Raw genomic sequence first — 17,487 nt, forward strand, 5'->3', positions numbered from 1 at the left:
ATCTAAGTAAAGCCTTACGCCTCTATACCTTCTTACAGATACCGTTTTTAATATCTGATACACTGCATATACCTATAAATCAAATATAACAGCCTGCCAATTAGAGCCTATATGACCACAGATGACATCGACAAACCCTCGAAGAAAATAAAGCACCCTACGCCTGTAAATCAAGCGGATGAGCTTCTTTCAGCATTTGTTGGTGATCAATATAACCGTTACTATCGCAATAAATGGTTTAAAGGCAGTCAAGCCCATCTTAATTTCTCTAAGATAGCGTTATCACTACCAAGCTTTAATCTTGCTGGTCTTATTTTTAATATAGCTTGGCTTTGTTATCGCAGAATGATTATCTATGCAGCACTTTATTTGTCATTCGTTAGCCTCATCGATGTCATGCTGATGCATGTATTGGGCAGGGCTGCCTATAATGAGCTACCTGTCGCATCCTATTTTATCTTCGGCGTTATCTTAGCCTTCTTTTGTAACCATATTTATTTATACTTTAGTATCAAACAAGTCAACAAAGCATTGGCGCAGTCCGATAATATCGAAACAGCCAAGGCTTGGTTGATTGAACGAGGTGGTACCTCTCTAGGTTCAGCAATTGGTGGTACGCTACTTATATTAATAATATCTGCTATTTTAAGATATATGCTTGCACCTAATTGGTATGGGTAATTTAAAACATCGAAAATATCATTATAGATAACCAAGATAGACTAAGGTGTTGTGATTACACCGGCTATCACTGTTGCTGATGGAGCAGAACCTACGCTATTTTCAATAGTTAATTTAAACCCTAGAGCTATTACTGGCTTAATATTAACTACTCTGTCTCTTCTTCTGTCATCATTCCGCCTTTAATCACTTCAAATTCGCTATTTACCATATCCGCTAATAAAGGCTCGCCTTGCTGGTTAACTCGAAACAGGCCATATTCAGCCGCTTCATAGTCTTTTGCATGACCTTCCTGAAAGAAAAAGGCATTGGTCGCAAATTTGATGCTACCATTGCGAATCCTAAAGTGTAACGCCATTTCATCAGAGGCAAGGCTAGCCCTATCAAAGCTGTCTACCGATTCAAAAGGCACCAAGCGTTCAAAGTGGGCCACGTTATGGTCATCTACTTTGACAATGGCAATGCCGTCACTGTTGTATTCGAAGTCATGGGTGATGTTTTTATCGTCTGCTCGGTTTTTTCGAATGTCTTTTAATGCCTCAGTAATATCATCAGCAATGGCAAAGTTAAGCCGCATATAATCGCCTTGCATCAGTCCTCTAGGGTCAACTGGCGCTAGCTCTAATAGCACAGTATCTCCTGTGTTCAGATGCGTTTCATACTTGTTAATGGTGACATTCATTATCACTAAGACAGCAATCAAGGTCAGCAAAGCGATGCTAATTTTAATCGGTGTCGATAGTGGTTTGTTTACACCCGATCCATTATTAGAAATAGCAATACTCATTCGCCTGACTCCTTGTCGTTAGCCTGACCTTGGTGGGTGTTAAGACTGTGATTGTCAGTTTGCATGGTTTTAGTGTTTGTTTGAGATACTAAGTCGGTATAACTAAGCGACTTAGCAAAATAATTACTGATCAATAGCCAACGGATTACTAGCAACGCCACACCGACGGCAAGCATTGATAGTGATTTGACCAGTAGCGTGGTATCTAGCTGATAGTAATACCAAAATATATAGCCGACCAGTGCGATGGTTGCCAATGCTATGATGCGCTTTTGCTGATTTGCCATAGCAATCACGATGACCAAGCAGGTTGCTAGTAGCCCTGAGACATAGACCGATAAGATGCCCAGTGTCATCACTGTTGCTGCGATAATGACGCCAGTTTTGGAATTTAAACCGCTGTTATAACGGCGCAATAAAATATGTGTCGCATATAAGCTGACAGCAATCAGTAAGCCTTGAGCTAGAGGGTAGTGGTAATGGAATTCATTGACTGTGTTGGCAATAGCACCGCCATATTCAGCGGAGATAAACAACACTGAAACCACCAGTAACAGTAGCATGCTGGCGTAGGCCAACGGTTGGAATAATGCACGCGCTTTAGGACGGTTGCTGGGTTTAATAAATTGTAAAAACTGATCAGCTTGTAAGCTAAACACACATAAAGTAAGTGCCAATAGCGCAGCAGAAAGCTCTGGCGCTTGATAGTAAGCCAGCAGCCACAGCACGCAGGATAGGGCAACAGCCGCATTCATTAAACGATGCAAGAAGTCATTAACCAATAAATATAACAGCAGCTGTAACACAATCAGAATGGTCACGCTTAGTGGTGCTGAGTCGAGTGTGCCAAAAAGTGCCACTGTTAAAAATAGTTGACCAGCCACACTAAACGGATAGGCAAGGCTATTGATAAAGGTTTGGGACTGTTGGCTATTGATTTTAAAAACGAGCAAGCTTATTGATAATAAAATAAACCCGACAATCATTTGTGTGATAGTGCTATCAAGACTGTTAGACATTAATAGCACCAAAAAGCCAATCATTAATAGCCCGGATACCAAGCCACTCAAGCCTAAAAATAGGTGTAAATACCAAGGCGTGGACTCTGATGCTTGGTTGCTGTCTATGCTGTCTAATACGGCTGAAGGCTCTGATGTGGCATCGTCTGATGGGTGCTGACTGGCCGTATAGGCGGGTGAGTCTGACTGAGTTTCTTTAATCTTATCAGCCTCTTTAATCTTAATAACCGATAGAAGCCAAGATACGGTACCGGCACTGATTGCACTAAATAAAATGGTTAATAGGAAAAAACCAAACACATCTAACGAATCTAATAGGAAGTCTGCTGACCAAGCCATCACCACGATGATTATTGAGCCACACAAATAGGCCAGCATTAATATATCAATCTGCTTTACCCGAAAGCGCCAATATAGGTATCCCATAAAGCCCGCCCATAGTAGGAAGGTCACAAATACTGAGAGGTGATTGTCATAATAGCCCCAGATGCCAAATAAGCCCAAATTAGTGGTGTAAAAAGTCGCTACTGCTCCAACCACATAGGTGCTCCAGTGATACTCGCTATTGAGTAGGCGAGTATGCAGTGCTTTGTATTGTGCTAATCCACTATGTTCAGTATTGTGCTCGCTAATATGCGCGGTAGGGTGTTCACCATTTAATGAGACACCATGCGCTCGATTGGGCATAAATACTAGCCATAAAACCAGTGCTGCGATGTTTAATACAGCAGACGCCATTAAGTAAACCGATGTAATATCTAGACCCATCAACCCATGGGTGGCCAACCAAAAGCCAGCGCTACCAGCGGACAAACTCAAGCTTAGGTTGAGAAGACCGAGCCAAACGAGCCACAGTGCTGGCAGGCGTGCAATCAGCACCCAAGGGATGATAAACAATGCCCAATTAAAGAACAGTTGCCAAGTATCTGCGCCTGTTTGATAGACCTGACCAAATAACGCTAATAAGCTGCCGGTTAAGATACTAGCGACAACCAACAGTAACTGCTGCGCTAACTGAAAGCGGCGCTGATAGGCAAGCAGTGCATAGCCCAAAATACTAGCAACCAATGACCCCTCAACCAGTGCAAACTTTGCCATCTTGCCCATATCTGACCAGTTATAAGCCACAAAAAACACCAACGCCAATACCACGGCAATGGCGCCAATAATCAGTAATGACTTATCAAAGAACTGTAGCCAACTCTGACGGCTGGGGAGATGGTCAGTTTGGTTATGATGGGGATAACCAGACAGTGATTGGTTTTGAGATTGAGTAGCGTCGGTGCTGCTATCTAAAGCGTCAGTAGCTGAATGAAGCGGTGGCCTTGAGGGCATGAGTAAATACGTCCTGTAACTTGTAGCCTGTAATAATAGGGAGTTTGAGTTTTCAACACTATAAAGCTGTAAACCCTATTAAGCGTTAAACAATAAAGGTTTTAGAAATATAGATAAATAATAGCATTAATAACAACCACTGATGATGACAATCAGTATAACCATTGATATAAAAAAAATAGCGCTGCCCAGATGGACAGCGCTATTTTTTGTAGTGAATAGAACTCTATTCAATAAGTGATTTAAAGCTTTAACAATACCTTGCCTGCTTTGCCTTTTTGCACCTTACCTGATACCGCTTGTTTGATATCGTCTAAGTCATAAACCGCTTCAATCGGCAGAGTCATTTGACGGTTCAGCGCACGTTGAGTAAGTTCATTAATGAGGCGGCGTTTGTTTTGCAAATCCATCTCACGACTGGTTTTACTGCCCCAAAAACCTTTAACAACTGCTTGCTTAAAGATAAGCATGCTGGGGTTTAAGATCATCGGCTGACCCGACATCACCCCAAAAGATACCAGCGTGCCGCCTTCGCCAAGTAGTGATAGCAAGTCACCACTGGCTTCACCACCAAGCGAGTCTGCTGCGGCACTGATTGGCGCGTCACCAACGATGCGACGTACTTGATCCTTCCAGTCTGACTCTGAGGTATCGACCACATGCTCAATACCCAAGTTTTTTAATGCTTGCACGGCTTCGGCACGGCGTACCAAGCTAATGCTGTGCACACCGCGCGCAGCGGCGAGCATGGCAAAGGTTTTGCCCACTGCACCATTGGCGGCATTTAATATAGCCCATTGACCGGGTTTGACGTCTAAAAACTCAAGCAGCATTAAGGCACTTAACGGCATCGCAATCAGCTGAGCGGCCATCTCATCTTCTAGTTCATCAGGCACGGGGAATACCATTTTCGCAGGCGCGGTGAAATACTCGGCCCAAGTGCCAGTGACGCTGGCTGCGGCAACCCGTTGACCGACCTCAAAGCCCTCAACCTCAGAGCCAATGGCATCGATAACCCCAAGAGCCTCACTACCGGCAATGGCTGGCAGCTCAGGTTTATCACCGTACTGCCCTCTGATGGTGACCAAATCATGGTTATGGATAGAGGCCAAGATGGTTTTGATACGTACTTCATGTGGCGCTGGTTCAGGTTTAGGCGCATCGACAATCTCTAATACGTCAGAGGGTTTGCCATAACTATTATAAGAAGCTGATTTCATAGTGAATGTCCTTAAATTTTTATCATTAGAATTTTTGTCTTTGTTATTAGAGCTTAGCTATCAAGTAAGCTTAAATTTATCAATCAATAGATAAGTACTACCGTAACAAGCGTGACGGATTATTCTCAGTTAGATTTTGGTTACTTTGTGGCTATTGAAGCAGTATTCGGCTGTTTATGGTGTCAGATTTGATGGTTTGAGGTTTTATGATGTGAACGGGTGTTTTAGCCTATTATTTGTTTTTATCCTATCGATGTTGATAAACCATACTCTGATTGTGGTTAAGTTTATAAGCGTATATTGATCATTAATTTTAATAAAAGCGTAATAAAAACAATATTTTATGACTATAAGCAAAGTGAATAGCGAGTATAGCGTTAATAAATTGTATTTCTGTAATGCTCTAAAAACCTAGCCTAACAGGTCGCTGATACTGCCTATATAACAGGTTGTTATGAAAATTTATTGACAAGCACATATATTTTTTTTATTAATATGTTTACAATCTAAGACAACCGTTAAGTTTTGTCAGTGTCATAATGACAAATGTTAAAATAATTCTCTAAAATAAAGCCCGCTATCAAAGGGCTTATTACTATTTTATACAGTCCCTAAGATGACAGGTCATATTCTTGTCACTTAAGGCCTTTTATTATTTTTATATAACGGATGATATTAGAATTTTAGCAATTTATTTACTCGCTCCCAATAAAAAGGACTTCATTGTGCATAAAACAACTGTATTAAATCGTCTATTTCTACCGACTACCCTTGCGCTATCAGTAATGATGGCAGGCTGTGGTGGTGATAACAGTGCAACCAGCAGTTCAGCAGATATTGACCCGAATGTCATGGCAGACAAACAAGAGATGGTCATCAATAATGGCGCTGAGCCTGAATCATTAGACCCGCACAAAGTATCGGGCGTACCAGAAGCCAATATCTTACGTCAAATATTAGTCGGATTGGCCTCGACAGATAGCGAAGGCAAAACTGTACCAGGTATGGCTGAGAGCTGGGAGTCTGAAGATAACAAGGTATGGATCTTCAAATTACGTGATGCCAACTGGTCGAATGGCGATCCAGTGACCGCCGAAGACTTTGCTTACAGTATGCGCCGTGTGGTGGATCCGAATACCGCATCGCCTTATGCCAGTTACTTCGCTGATGCCAAAGTGGTTGGTGCTGATGCCATTATTAATGGTGAAGCCTCGCCTGACACTCTAGGGGTTAAGGCTATTGATGATAAGACGCTACAGGTGACTTTATCAGAGCCAGTTCCTTATTTTCCTGACATGCTAATCCATACCTCAACCAAGCCGGTGCATAAGAAGACGGTTGAGCAATTTGGTGATAAATGGACAGATCCTGCCAATATGGTAGTCAACGGTCCTTACAAGGTACAAGATTGGCAAGTTAATGATAAGATCGTATTAACCCGTAACGAAAGTTATTTTGACAATGCCAATACTAAGCTAGAACAAATTACCATGTTGGCCATCCCATCAAGTACGACCGATGTGTCACGTTATCAAGCTGGTGAGATTGATGTCACTTATAATGAAATTCCAGCAGAGCAGTTCAGCTCACTAAAAGATCAGTTAGGCGATCAGGTGCAGGTATCTCCAATGCTATGTACCTATTATTATGAATTTAATACAGTTAAAGCGCCATTCAATGATGCGCGTGTGCGTCGTGCGTTAGCGTTGGCATTAGATCGTAATACCATTACCGATAAGGTAGTGGGACAAGGTCAAACTCCAGCCTATCAGCTGACGCCTGTGGCAACCAATAACATGAGCAATAACACGCCTGAGTGGGAGAGCTGGGATCAAGCAAAACGTGTTGAAGAAGCGAAGAAACTGTTAAACGAAGCCGGTTATAGCGCCAGCAATCCTTTAACCTTTGAGCTACTTTACAACACCAATGATAACCACAAGAAAATCGCTGTAGCGGCAAGCTCGCTTTGGAAACAAGCACTTGGCGAAGACATGGTGAATGTGGAGTTGGTCAATAAAGAATGGAAAACCTATCTAGACACACGCCGTAACGGTAACTACCAAATATCACGTGCCGCTTGGTGTGGTGACTATAATGAGCCGTCTACCTTCTTAAATATTGTCAAATCTGGCAACAGTAATAACCATGGTAAATATTCAAGCACTCAGTTTGATAACTTAATGACTCAAACCCTTAAGACTGGGGTGACTGCTGAGGAGCGTGCTGAGCTATATAAGCAAGCAGAAGTCCAGTTAGATACTGATATGCCATTATTAAATATATATCACTATGTTAGCCCACGTTTGGTTAAGCCGTATGTTATTGGATTCCCAACCAAGGATGCGTTGGATAACTGGCAGGGCAAAGACATTCATATTGCTAAGTATTAGACCTTGTTATAGATTTTAATTGCCTTAAACCCAAGTCGGCTGACCAGAGTCAGCCGACTCACCTCAGAATAAGGTAGCTTTGCTTGGTGTCATTGCAACGATGCAACAAGCTTGCACCCGCCATGCACAGTGCCTTCTTCTACCGGTGGTATTAATATCGTTATTCAGCATTAAATCGTTACAGTGTCAGACTCGCTTAACGTACGCCGTACTGTCTCCTGTCTGCTTTGTATCGGCTTAACCGCTGACTGACTGTTGCTCAGAATTTCTTATTTTTAATTTTATACTTTATTTTAAAATCTCGGCTGAGAGGCCGACCCCATTTGCCTCGTGCTATTGATATGCGTTGTGCTAGAGTCAGAGAAGTCTAAAATGGTTACAAGGCAACCGAGCGCAAGTACTACATAATGTAGGCTTAGCGAGGTTAACACCGTAACCGTTTAGTCTTTCGCTGACTATATCGAAATAGTACTTGGCGTCTTGTTATGTATCGTTTCATCGATATTGCCGTTAACTTAAACAAGGACGTCTATATGATTAGGTCTCCGCGTATCCAGTCAATCGCTAAGCCATTGGCCAAACCATCGTTAGCATTGGCTTTAACCGCTTTACTCAGCATATCTTTAGTCGGGTGTGGTGATAAAGAAGCCGTCAATAATCAAAGTATTGACGATACCGTGCTAGCAGAGGACCAAAGTATTGTTATTAACAATACCGCAGAGCCTGAATCTATTGACCCGCATAAAGTTTCCGCTGTGCCTGAAGGCAACATCATTCGCCAGTTATTTATTGGTCTGGTTGATACCGACCGTCAAGGTAAAACTGTGCCAGGTATGGCAGAGAGCTGGGAGAGTACCGACAATAAGGTCTGGACCTTCAAGCTACGTGATGCCAAGTGGAGTAATGGCGACCCGGTGACGGCCGATGACTTTGTTTACAGTTGGCAGCGTTTGGTAGACCCAAATACCGCCTCGCCTTATGCCAGTTACTTGGTCGATGCCAAAGTAAACGGTGCAGAAGCGGTAATGAATGGCAATGCCAGTGTCGATACCTTAGGTATCAAAGCACTTGATGACAAAACGGTACAGATTACGTTGATTGAATCAGTGCCTTACTTCCCAGATATGCTAATTCACACCTCGACCAAACCGGTGCATAAAAACACCGTTGAGCAGTATGGTGATGATTGGACCAATGCCGATAATATTGTCGTCAATGGTCCTTATACCTTGAGTGATTGGCGAGTCAATGACCACATTGAGCTTAAGCGCAATCCGCAGTATTTTGATGATGCCAATACGGTTATCGAAACCGTAACTATCCTTCCTATCTCTTCTCCAACGACTGACGTTTCTCGCTACAAAGCAGGTGAGGTGGACGTGAGCGCTGAAGTACCGCCAGAGCAATTTGACGATATCAAAGCGTCAATGGGTGATGAGCTTCGCGTTGCACCGCGTCTGTGTACCTATTACTACAAATACAACACGGTCAAACCGCCATTTAATGATGCGCGTGTTCGCCGTGCGTTAGCGCTTGCGTTAGACCGCGACATTATCGCTGAAAAAGTAATGGGGCAGGGGCAAGAGCCTGCTTATCAGCTGACACCGCCATCGACCAACGGTATGAATAACTTCACGCCGCAGTGGAAAGCGTGGAGCAAAGAGAAGCGTATCGAGGAGGCGAATAAACTATTAACGCAGGCCGGTTATAGCGCTAGCAATCCGCTTAAGTTTGAACTGCTTTATAACACCAGTGACAACCACAAAAAAATCGCCGTCGCCTTCAGCTCTATTATCAAAGATGCGCTTGGCGATGACACGGTAGATATCGAGCTGGTGAACAAAGAATGGAAGACCTATCTAGATACGCGCCGTAATGGCAATTACGACATCGCACGTTCGAGCTGGTGTGGTGACTATAACGAACCATCGTCATTCCTCAATACCTTAAAGACGGACAACACGAATAATCACGGTAAATATAGCAGTATGCAGTTTGATAGCTTACTCAATCAAACACTGCTTGAGGGTGTGGACGCCAAACAGCGCGCCAGTTTGTATCAGCAAGCAGAAGCTCAGCTTGATACCGATATGCCAAATTTAAATATGTTCCATTATGTAGGTGTTCGCTTGGTTAAACCGTATGTGATTGGCTTCCCAGACCAAGACCCGCTTGATGTGTGGCACATGAAAGATGTGTCCATTGCAAAGCACTGATAAATCGTAAGTAATAAGCACAAAATATAGTCAGCGAAATACTAAACGGTTACGGTGTTAACCTCGCTAAGCCTACATTTGTAGTACTTGCGCTCGGTTGCCTTGTAACCATTGTAGATTTCTTTGACTATAAGAATGACAGATTAACGGACTATTGATAACTAGAGCGTACGTTTTAACTAAATCAACGGCCACAACGCCGCAAACAGTTACCACTACGCAAATAGGATTACTTTAAACAGAGGGTTTATGTTAAAGCTTATATTTCGGCGGTTATTAGAAGCCATTCCGACCATGTTTATCCTTATTACTGTGTCGTTTTTTATGATGCGCTTGGCTCCAGGTAGTCCTTTTAGTGGTGAGCGTAGCTTTTCTCCAGCGGTCATGGCCAACATTGAAGCCAAGTATCATCTAAATGACCCGATGTGGCTACAGTATGTGAACTACTTAAAGCAGATTATGGTGGGCGACTTCGGTCCGTCTTTTAAATACAAAGACTACACCGTCAACGAGCTATTGGCTCAGTCGCTGCCCGTATCTATCGAGCTTGGTTTGTACGCCTTTATCTTAGCCGTCGTACTTGGGCTGATATTTGGTATCGTGGCGGCGCTTAAGCAGAACTCATGGATTGATTATATCGTGATGGCGTTTGCCAACATTGGTGTGGTGATTCCAAGTTTTGTGAAAGCCCCATTATTGGTGCTTATCTTCGCCATTACCTTAAAGTGGCTGCCAGGTGGTGGTTGGAACGATGGCGCTATACAAAACCTTATCTTACCGGTGACCGCGCTGGCCTTGGCTTATGTCGCCAGTATTGCTCGTATTATGCGTGGCTCGATGATTGAGGTGATGAACAGCCAATACATCCGTACCGCACGCTCCAAAGGTTTACCGATGCAGCGCATCGTGCTCAAGCACGCACTGCGTCCGGCGCTGCTGCCTGTTATTTCTTATTTAGGCCCTGCGTTTGTGGGTATTATCACCGGTTCAATTGTGATTGAGACCATCTTTGGTCTGCCCGGTATTGGTCAATTATTCGTTAACGGTGCACTAAACCGTGACTACGGCATGGTGCTGAGTCTGACGATTTTGGTTGGTGTATTAACCATCGCCTTTAATGCCATCGTCGATATTTTGTATGCCGTTATCGACCCACAAATTAAATATTAAATGTCTGTGAGTAAGTCTCAGGTACGTTAAAAGAGGCGCACGATTTGTCCTCACTATTAATGACCCAAGAGCTCTTAAACACCTTAATTTAAATAGCAAGATTTAAGCAACAAGGACGACTATGAGTGTTATCACTGATAAGCCAATTGATTTAATAGAGCCAACCGCTCAGGCAGTTAAGGGTAGAAGCCTATGGCAGGATGCATGGCGTCGTTTTTACAAAAACAAAGCCGCCATTGCCAGTTTAGTGATCTTATTTTTGGTCACCTTATTCGTGCTTTTTGTACCTATGTTTGCACCATTTGGCTATGCAGAAACCGATTGGGGTTATATGCAGGGTGCGCCCTCATTAGAGAACAAGCACTATTTCGGTACCGACTCTCTTGGGCGTGACCTGTTAGTGCGTACTGCGATTGGCGGGCGTATTTCTCTGTTAGTCGGTATTGCCGGTGCAACCGTTGCGGTATTATTTGGTACGGTTTATGGCGCAACCTCAGGTTACTTAGGTGGCAAAATCGACGCAGTGATGATGCGCTTTTTGGAAATTCTAAACGCTTTCCCATTCATGTTCTTCGTGATTCTGCTAGTGACTATTTTTGGTCGTAACTTGATGCTGATTTTCGTAGCGATTGGCCTTGTGTCATGGCTAGATGTGGCGCGTATTGTGCGTGGTCAAACTCTAAGCCTTAAGAGCAAAGAGTTTATTGAAGCGGCACATGTCGGCGGTGTGTCTGGTTTTAACATCATCATGCGTCATATTGTGCCAAACGTGTTGGGTGTGGTTGTGGTCTATGCCTCACTATTAGTGCCAAGCATGATTTTGTTTGAATCTTTCTTAAGTTTCTTAGGCTTGGGTGTGCAAGAGCCGATGACCAGTTGGGGTGCGCTATTGCAAGAAGGCTCACAAACCATGCAGGTTGCACCGTGGCAGATTTTGATTCCTTCGGTATTTTTGGTTGTGACGCTGTTCTGTTTTAACTTTATTGGTGATGGTCTGCGTGATGCGTTTGACCCGAAAGACCGTTAATACAGCAACTAGCCAATTCCAATTATCTGACAGTATTGCAATCGTCAGAAGCCAAAATAGGTAGACTTATTATGACAGCACAACACAACACGATAGGACAACAAGCGAGCGCTCAAAAGAGCCTCATTGATAGCTCGATAGCGAGCGCCCCTGAGTTATTACAGGTGAAAGATTTATCCGTAAAATTCAGCACCGAAGATGGTGAAGTAACCGCCGTTAACGGTCTAAATTTTAATCTACACCAAGGCGAGACCTTGGGTATCGTTGGTGAGTCGGGCTCAGGTAAATCACAAACTGCCTTTGCCATTATGGGTCTGTTGGCCAAGAATGGTAAAACCAACGGCTCGGTATTGTTTGAAGGGCGTGAGTTATTAGGCTTATCGGAAAAAGAGCTGAATAGACTGCGCGCCGAGCAAGTGTCGATGATCTTCCAAGACCCAATGACCTCGCTTAATCCGTACATGAAGATTGGTGATCAGCTGGCCGAGGTGCTGATTTTGCACAAAGGGATGAGCAAGAAGGACGCGTGGGAAGAAGCCATCAAGATGCTTGATGCGGTGAAGATTCCAGAAGCACGCAAGCGTATTGGCATGTATCCGCATGAATTCTCAGGCGGTATGCGTCAGCGTGTGATGATTGCGATGGCACTGTTATGTCGCCCTAAGTTATTGATTGCCGATGAGCCAACCACCGCACTGGATGTAACGGTACAAGCACAAATCATGACGCTGATGAATGAGCTGAAGCGTGACTTTGGTACCACTATTATCATGATTACCCATGATTTGGGTGTGGTTGCCGGTATCTGTGATCGCGTCTTGGTGATGTATGCCGGACGCACCATGGCCTATGGTGAAACCGACGATGTTTTTTATAACCCAAGCCATCCTTATACCAAAGGCTTGCTGCGTGCGATTCCACGCTTAGACAATACCAGTGGCCACCTAGAGACGATTCCAGGCAGTCCGCCAAACTTGCTTAATCTACCAGCCGGTTGTCCTTTCTACGAGCGCTGCACCTATGCGATGGATATCTGTAAAGATGTACCGCCACCATTGGAGTTCTTACCACACGAGCGTCAACGTGCGTGTCACTGGAAATCAGAAGATGTCGCCAAAACGGAACCAAAAGATGCACAAGCGCAAGTTGTGACAGGGATGGAGGGATAAGCCATGACACAGACAACGAAGATTAACGTGGTAAATGACGCGCCTTTATTACAAGTAAGGGATGTGGTGACCAGCTTTGATATCAAGCAAAAGGGCAGTTATTTTTGGCAAAAGCCAGCGACGCTAAAGGCGGTTAATGGTGTGTCTTTTGACTTATATGCTGGCGAGACCTTAGGTGTGGTCGGTGAGTCGGGCTGTGGTAAATCAACCTTGGCGCGTACCATCATTGGACTGGTCAAAGCCCGTTCAGGCAGTATCAAATTCAACGGTCAAGAAATCATGGGCGCCTCTAAAAAGCAGATGCGCTTAACCCGTAAAGACATTCAAATGATTTTCCAAGACCCACTGGCATCACTGAACCCACGTATGACAGTGGGCGATATTATCGCTGAGCCACTGCGTACTTATTATCCTAAAAAGCCCAAGGCTGAAGTGGAGCAAGAAGTACGCGATATGATGACTAAAGTGGGCTTACTTGCCAACCAAGTAAACCGCTATCCGCATGAGTTCTCAGGTGGTCAGTGTCAGCGTATTGGTATCGCGCGTGCGCTTATCTTACGTCCAAAGCTGATTATTTGTGATGAGCCGGTATCTGCACTCGACGTGTCGATTCAGGCGCAGGTGATAAACCTACTGCAAGAAGTACAAAAAGAGATGGGCTTGGCACTTATCTTTATTGCGCATGATTTGTCAGTGGTGAAGCACATCTCAGACCGTGTACTGGTGATGTATTTAGGTAATGCGGTCGAGCTTGGTATCGATAAAGCGGTGTATGGCCATCCAACCCATCCTTACACCAAAGCATTGATGTCAGCTGTGCCGATTCCTGATCCTGAGATTGAGCGTAACAAGACCATTGAGCTGTTAGAAGGTGACCTGCCCAGTCCGATTAATCCGCCGTCAGGGTGTGCGTTCCGTACCCGTTGTCCGATTGCTGATGATGGCTGTGCTCAAACCAAACCGGTGTTAGAAGGTACGGCTGAGCATCAAGTTGCTTGTTTAAAAAATAAAGTGGCGGGTGTGCATGAGGTCGCTTAATAAAGCGACTGACCACAGCACTGCCTGATACAAAATACGAGGTGTTTGATAAAAATAGATTGCTACTACATAGACTATGCAGTAATATTAAATCATTAATAATCATAGGGAAATGACATGCAAGTCAATCAACAACCACAAAAACACTCATCAAATTTCGTTAAGTCTAACGCTAAATCACTGCTATTCGGTAGTTTGGCAGTTGCTGCTTTAGGACTATCAGGCTGTGCAACTTCTGAAGTATTAAACTCAGGTAGTAGCAGCACCCGTACTACCAGTGCCACTCAAGTATTGGTCGAAGATCAACTGGTTGCTTTTGGTCGTCCGGCTACAGCGTTACCAAATATGCCGGCCAGTAGTGTGGTCATCGTTGGTGAAAAGAACAGCTATGTGCTGAGTCAAGGCGGCCCAGAGATGGTTAAGCTGCTAACCAACCTAACCCCACAAAATATCCGTGTCGACAATGAAATGAGCTTTTATTCACCGAACAATGACGGACATTTCCAAGGTGAAATGAAGCTGTCTTATGCCAAGCTGAAAGATGAGTTTAAGCGCAGTGACTATCAGTTCTTCTTACAAAGTGGTGGTAAGGAATGTACCGATGCCAGCGATGAGCGTATTCAAGCGCAGCGCTTCTGCTTTACTATTCCTATCAAAGGCGGGGTCTATCCTGCGGTCAGTAATCTGAGTCTGATTCAGTCAAAATACAATGCGTTGACCAAGCCATATCCAGTCTCTATCTATACCAAGACTGAAACCACACGTACCACCAATGATGGCGCAACGACAGCTGGTAAGCTGGTAATGTTACCGTTTGCTTTGGCGTTTGATGTGGTGACTTTCCCATTCCAGCTATTAGATGCGGCAAGCAAGTAGCTCAGCAGCCAAGCAGTAAGCTCATTAGCTAAGTGCTAGGTAAATGATGCCCCAATATCGATAAAAAAGCAGAATGGTTAGGAAGTATAAAAATGACTAGAGGTATAAAGACGTTGGCTGTGGCGCTGGCTTCGCTGTTAACGATTAGTGGCTGCGCAACCCTCAAAGAGGTACAGGAGCGAAATATAGAAAAACAAGCTATGAGAAGCTTGCCTACAGCCGAAGAGTATCAGGATATCTTGGATGCGGTTAAAACCATTCAGCCTACTACGTTAGTGGGTTCGGAAAAACCCAAGCGTTGGCTGTTGGTCAATGAAACGCCACCGCTATTTGGTAATGCTGAAAACGAAAAAGAGTATTTGGATGTGGATAGTCCTTACCGCTCAAGCAATGTGGCATTTGGTGACGTGAAGAGTGTGAAAGCCAGTGGCGCGTATACTGATACCAGTTATCGCGTATTTTGTGAGGATGGTTACTATCGAGCCTATACAGTCACTCAATATACTCGAAACCATAATAAGATACCGTGGCTATTGTCACGCAGTGACGATCATGACACAGGTGTGTTTGATCATCATATTAAAATGGCGAAGCATATCTGTGCGCTATCTGGATTCTATAAAGGTATGCCAGACTCTAGCAAAAAATAACTGCATGCTTATGATTGGCTGCTCATTAGAGCAGTGACTCATTAAAGTGAAAAACTAGTCTATTAAAAAAGCCCCAAGCGTCATGTTTGGGGCTTTTTTTATCTAATATGTGCGGTGTTGCTGATGAGCGTTACTCATCATCATGGAAGTCAATACGGGTCAGCACCTTAGTCTGGACCAGATACGCACACACATAGGCACTGGGCCAAGCGAATGCAAACGAGGTGCCCCATGAACGCAGCAACTCGTGAAAGAACTGATCGCTATAGCCTTGTTTTACCAAAATAAGTGCGGCTGAAATAATCAGCGACATCAATAGCGCCATCAGACCAGTAAAGATGAGACGCTGATATTTGCGGTGAATCCGCAAAACAGTCGACTGAGATCTATGGGTTGTCATTTATGTTAGCCCTATCATTTTTGTCTTGTATTTTAGTACTGATTATTGTGATTTTGTATGGCAATTGGTTATGGTGTTTGCGATTAAGCATAACTGATTTGTCAGCAATGATTAAATTGTTAATTTTAATAATTGCGATTAACAAAAGGTCAGCGTAACTATTACGGGCTACACAGCGAGGTTATCTTCATTTAAGTGCAGACAGGTTTAAAGAGCAATCAGGTTAAAACCATCAGGCTAAAAAAACAAACAGACTAAACAGCAAACAAGTTATACACCAGTCAACTGCGTCATTAGCTCATGCACCGATAACGCTTGCACCTGACTTACGCCTTGCCCAGCCCATAGCGACATATATTCTGGATTGCTGGCTTGTGCAGCAGCCGCTCGCATCGGCTTGGTCATGGCATTGAGTTGTGGATACGCAGGCAGGCTAGTGTTGTCATAGGCAGCAAATTGTTCAAGATAATCATTTACCAAGCCGCGAGCTTGTTTGCCAGAGAATAAACGTGTTAATCGGGTGCGCCCATCACGCTGACCATTGGCTACTTTGAGCAGTTCGCTCTTGTAGGTGGCGCTGATACCACTTTCAGTGGTGGTCAAAAATACTGTACCCATCTGTGCCAACGCTGCGCCTGCGGTCTGTACCGCCTTAATGGCATCAGCAGTCATAATCCCACCGGCAGCGATAAGCGGCACATCAGTGATGGCTTTGGTTTGGCTAATTAAAACTAATAACCCCATTGGATCTTGCTCACTTTGTGCAAGCCAACCGCCGCGGTGACCACCGGCTTCAGCCCCTTGCACACAGACCGCATCGGCGCCGATATCTGCCCAGGCTTTGGCTTCTAACGGATGGTTTGCTGTGCCTACCACTTTGGTTCCGACCGCATGTAACACATCGACCTGTGCTTGGCTGATAATACCAAAGGTAAAACTGGCCACCGCTACTGGATTGTCTAGCAACACTTGAAACTGCTCATCAAACAGCTGAGCAGGCTTATCGGCCAATACGGGCTCAATGCTTGCCTTCTGATAATAGCCGCTTAACCAGTCCGGCATCGATGTATCAAAAGTAGTGGATTCTGCTGCGGATAGCACCATTAAATTCACCGCAAACGGCTTGTCTGTCAGTGCTTTGATTTGGTTAATCTGCTCATTAATGGTATCAGGCGCTGTCATTCCAGCACCCAAGCTGCCCAATCCGCCAAAGTTACTCACCGCAGCGATCAGCTTAGGTGTGGTTGCACCGCCTGCCATCGGGGCTTGGACGATGGGGCAGGTTAGGTTCAGGGTCGTGAGTAGGTTGTCGGTGCTCATAGTCTCTCCGCGGGTTGTGTTTGGCGATAGGCTGCTGCTTTAGCCGAGTGTTGGTCATTGCTACAATCGTCTGGGCTGATGTCACAGTCTAGCTATGGCTATTAGGCTTAGAGTTAGGATTAAGGTTACGGTTACGATTTACTTTAACAAAAATCGGGCGGTTAGCGGTGATAATACTGTTTATTTAGT

14 protein-coding genes are annotated in these 17,487 nt (G+C 44.4%); 9 read left to right on the forward strand and 5 right to left on the reverse strand.

Translation table 11 applies throughout. The features are described 5' to 3' along the window. Positions 1-111: 111 nt before the first annotated feature. Positions 112-681, forward strand: a complete 570-nt coding sequence (locus A6J60_RS07820) for a hypothetical protein (protein WP_096065487.1) — start codon at positions 112-114, stop codon at positions 679-681. A gap of 148 nt (positions 682-829) precedes the next feature. Here the strand turns inward: A6J60_RS07820 and A6J60_RS07825 are convergent, their stop codons facing one another. From A6J60_RS07825 to A6J60_RS07835, 3 genes are all read right to left on the reverse strand, one after another. After that, positions 830-1,468: a GDYXXLXY domain-containing protein gene (locus A6J60_RS07825; RefSeq protein WP_096065488.1), complete on the reverse strand. Its 639-nt coding sequence runs from the start codon at positions 1,466-1,468 to the stop codon at positions 830-832. After that, the gene (locus tag A6J60_RS07830; RefSeq protein WP_096065489.1) at positions 1,465-3,822 is read right to left on the reverse strand and encodes a DUF4401 domain-containing protein; all 2,358 of its coding nucleotides are present in this window, start codon (positions 3,820-3,822) and stop codon (positions 1,465-1,467) included. Before A6J60_RS07830 ends, A6J60_RS07825 begins: the two co-directional genes overlap by 4 nt. Before the next feature lie 242 nt (positions 3,823-4,064). Further along, positions 4,065-5,042 carry a zinc-binding dehydrogenase gene (locus A6J60_RS07835; protein ID WP_096065490.1) on the reverse strand — a complete coding sequence of 326 codons (978 nt, stop codon included), beginning with the start codon at positions 5,040-5,042 and terminating at the stop codon, positions 4,065-4,067. A 785-nt stretch (positions 5,043-5,827) separates the two neighbouring features. On the opposite strand from A6J60_RS07835, the gene A6J60_RS07840 reads away from it, so the two are divergent. From A6J60_RS07840 to A6J60_RS07875, 8 genes are all read left to right on the forward strand, one after another. Continuing rightward, positions 5,828-7,432 carry an ABC transporter substrate-binding protein gene (locus tag A6J60_RS07840; protein WP_096066524.1) on the forward strand — a complete coding sequence of 535 codons (1,605 nt, stop codon included), beginning with the start codon at positions 5,828-5,830 and terminating at the stop codon, positions 7,430-7,432. Between the two features lie 533 nt (positions 7,433-7,965). Beyond that, positions 7,966-9,648 (forward strand): ABC transporter substrate-binding protein, encoded by a 1,683-nt coding sequence (locus tag A6J60_RS07845; protein ID WP_096065491.1) that lies wholly within the window; start codon positions 7,966-7,968, stop codon positions 9,646-9,648. Between the two features lie 249 nt (positions 9,649-9,897). Continuing rightward, the gene (gene oppB / locus A6J60_RS07850) at positions 9,898-10,818 is read left to right on the forward strand and encodes an oligopeptide ABC transporter permease OppB (RefSeq protein ID WP_096065492.1); all 921 of its coding nucleotides are present in this window, start codon (positions 9,898-9,900) and stop codon (positions 10,816-10,818) included. 121 nt (positions 10,819-10,939) lie between these two features. Further along, positions 10,940-11,845 carry an oligopeptide ABC transporter permease OppC gene (gene oppC / locus A6J60_RS07855; protein WP_096065493.1) on the forward strand — a complete coding sequence of 302 codons (906 nt, stop codon included), beginning with the start codon at positions 10,940-10,942 and terminating at the stop codon, positions 11,843-11,845. A 71-nt stretch (positions 11,846-11,916) separates the two neighbouring features. Continuing rightward, positions 11,917-13,014 (forward strand): oligopeptide ABC transporter ATP-binding protein OppD, encoded by a 1,098-nt coding sequence (gene oppD / locus A6J60_RS07860; RefSeq protein WP_227526096.1) that lies wholly within the window; start codon positions 11,917-11,919, stop codon positions 13,012-13,014. A 3-nt stretch (positions 13,015-13,017) separates the two neighbouring features. After that, on the forward strand, positions 13,018-14,052 hold the full coding sequence (gene oppF / locus A6J60_RS07865; RefSeq protein WP_096065494.1) for a murein tripeptide/oligopeptide ABC transporter ATP binding protein OppF: 1,035 nt from the start codon (positions 13,018-13,020) through the stop codon (positions 14,050-14,052). Positions 14,053-14,169: 117 nt separating this feature from the next. Continuing rightward, positions 14,170-14,928, forward strand: coding sequence for a hypothetical protein (locus A6J60_RS07870; RefSeq protein WP_193778039.1), 759 nt, complete (start codon positions 14,170-14,172; stop codon positions 14,926-14,928). A 92-nt stretch (positions 14,929-15,020) separates the two neighbouring features. Then, on the forward strand, positions 15,021-15,578 hold the full coding sequence (locus A6J60_RS07875; RefSeq protein ID WP_096065495.1) for a hypothetical protein: 558 nt from the start codon (positions 15,021-15,023) through the stop codon (positions 15,576-15,578). A gap of 130 nt (positions 15,579-15,708) precedes the next feature. Here A6J60_RS07875 and A6J60_RS07880 read toward each other — a convergent pair whose 3' ends face one another. Further along, the gene (locus tag A6J60_RS07880) at positions 15,709-15,978 is read right to left on the reverse strand and encodes a DUF2798 domain-containing protein (RefSeq protein WP_096065496.1); all 270 of its coding nucleotides are present in this window, start codon (positions 15,976-15,978) and stop codon (positions 15,709-15,711) included. A gap of 270 nt (positions 15,979-16,248) precedes the next feature. Beyond that, entirely contained in the window at positions 16,249-17,298 is a 1,050-nt protein-coding gene (locus A6J60_RS07885; protein WP_096065497.1) for an NAD(P)H-dependent flavin oxidoreductase, read from the reverse strand. Positions 17,299-17,487: the final 189 nt, after the last annotated feature.

It is taken from the genome of Psychrobacter sp. FDAARGOS_221 (genome assembly GCF_002313155.2).
Lineage (GTDB): Bacteria > Pseudomonadota > Gammaproteobacteria > Pseudomonadales > Moraxellaceae > Psychrobacter.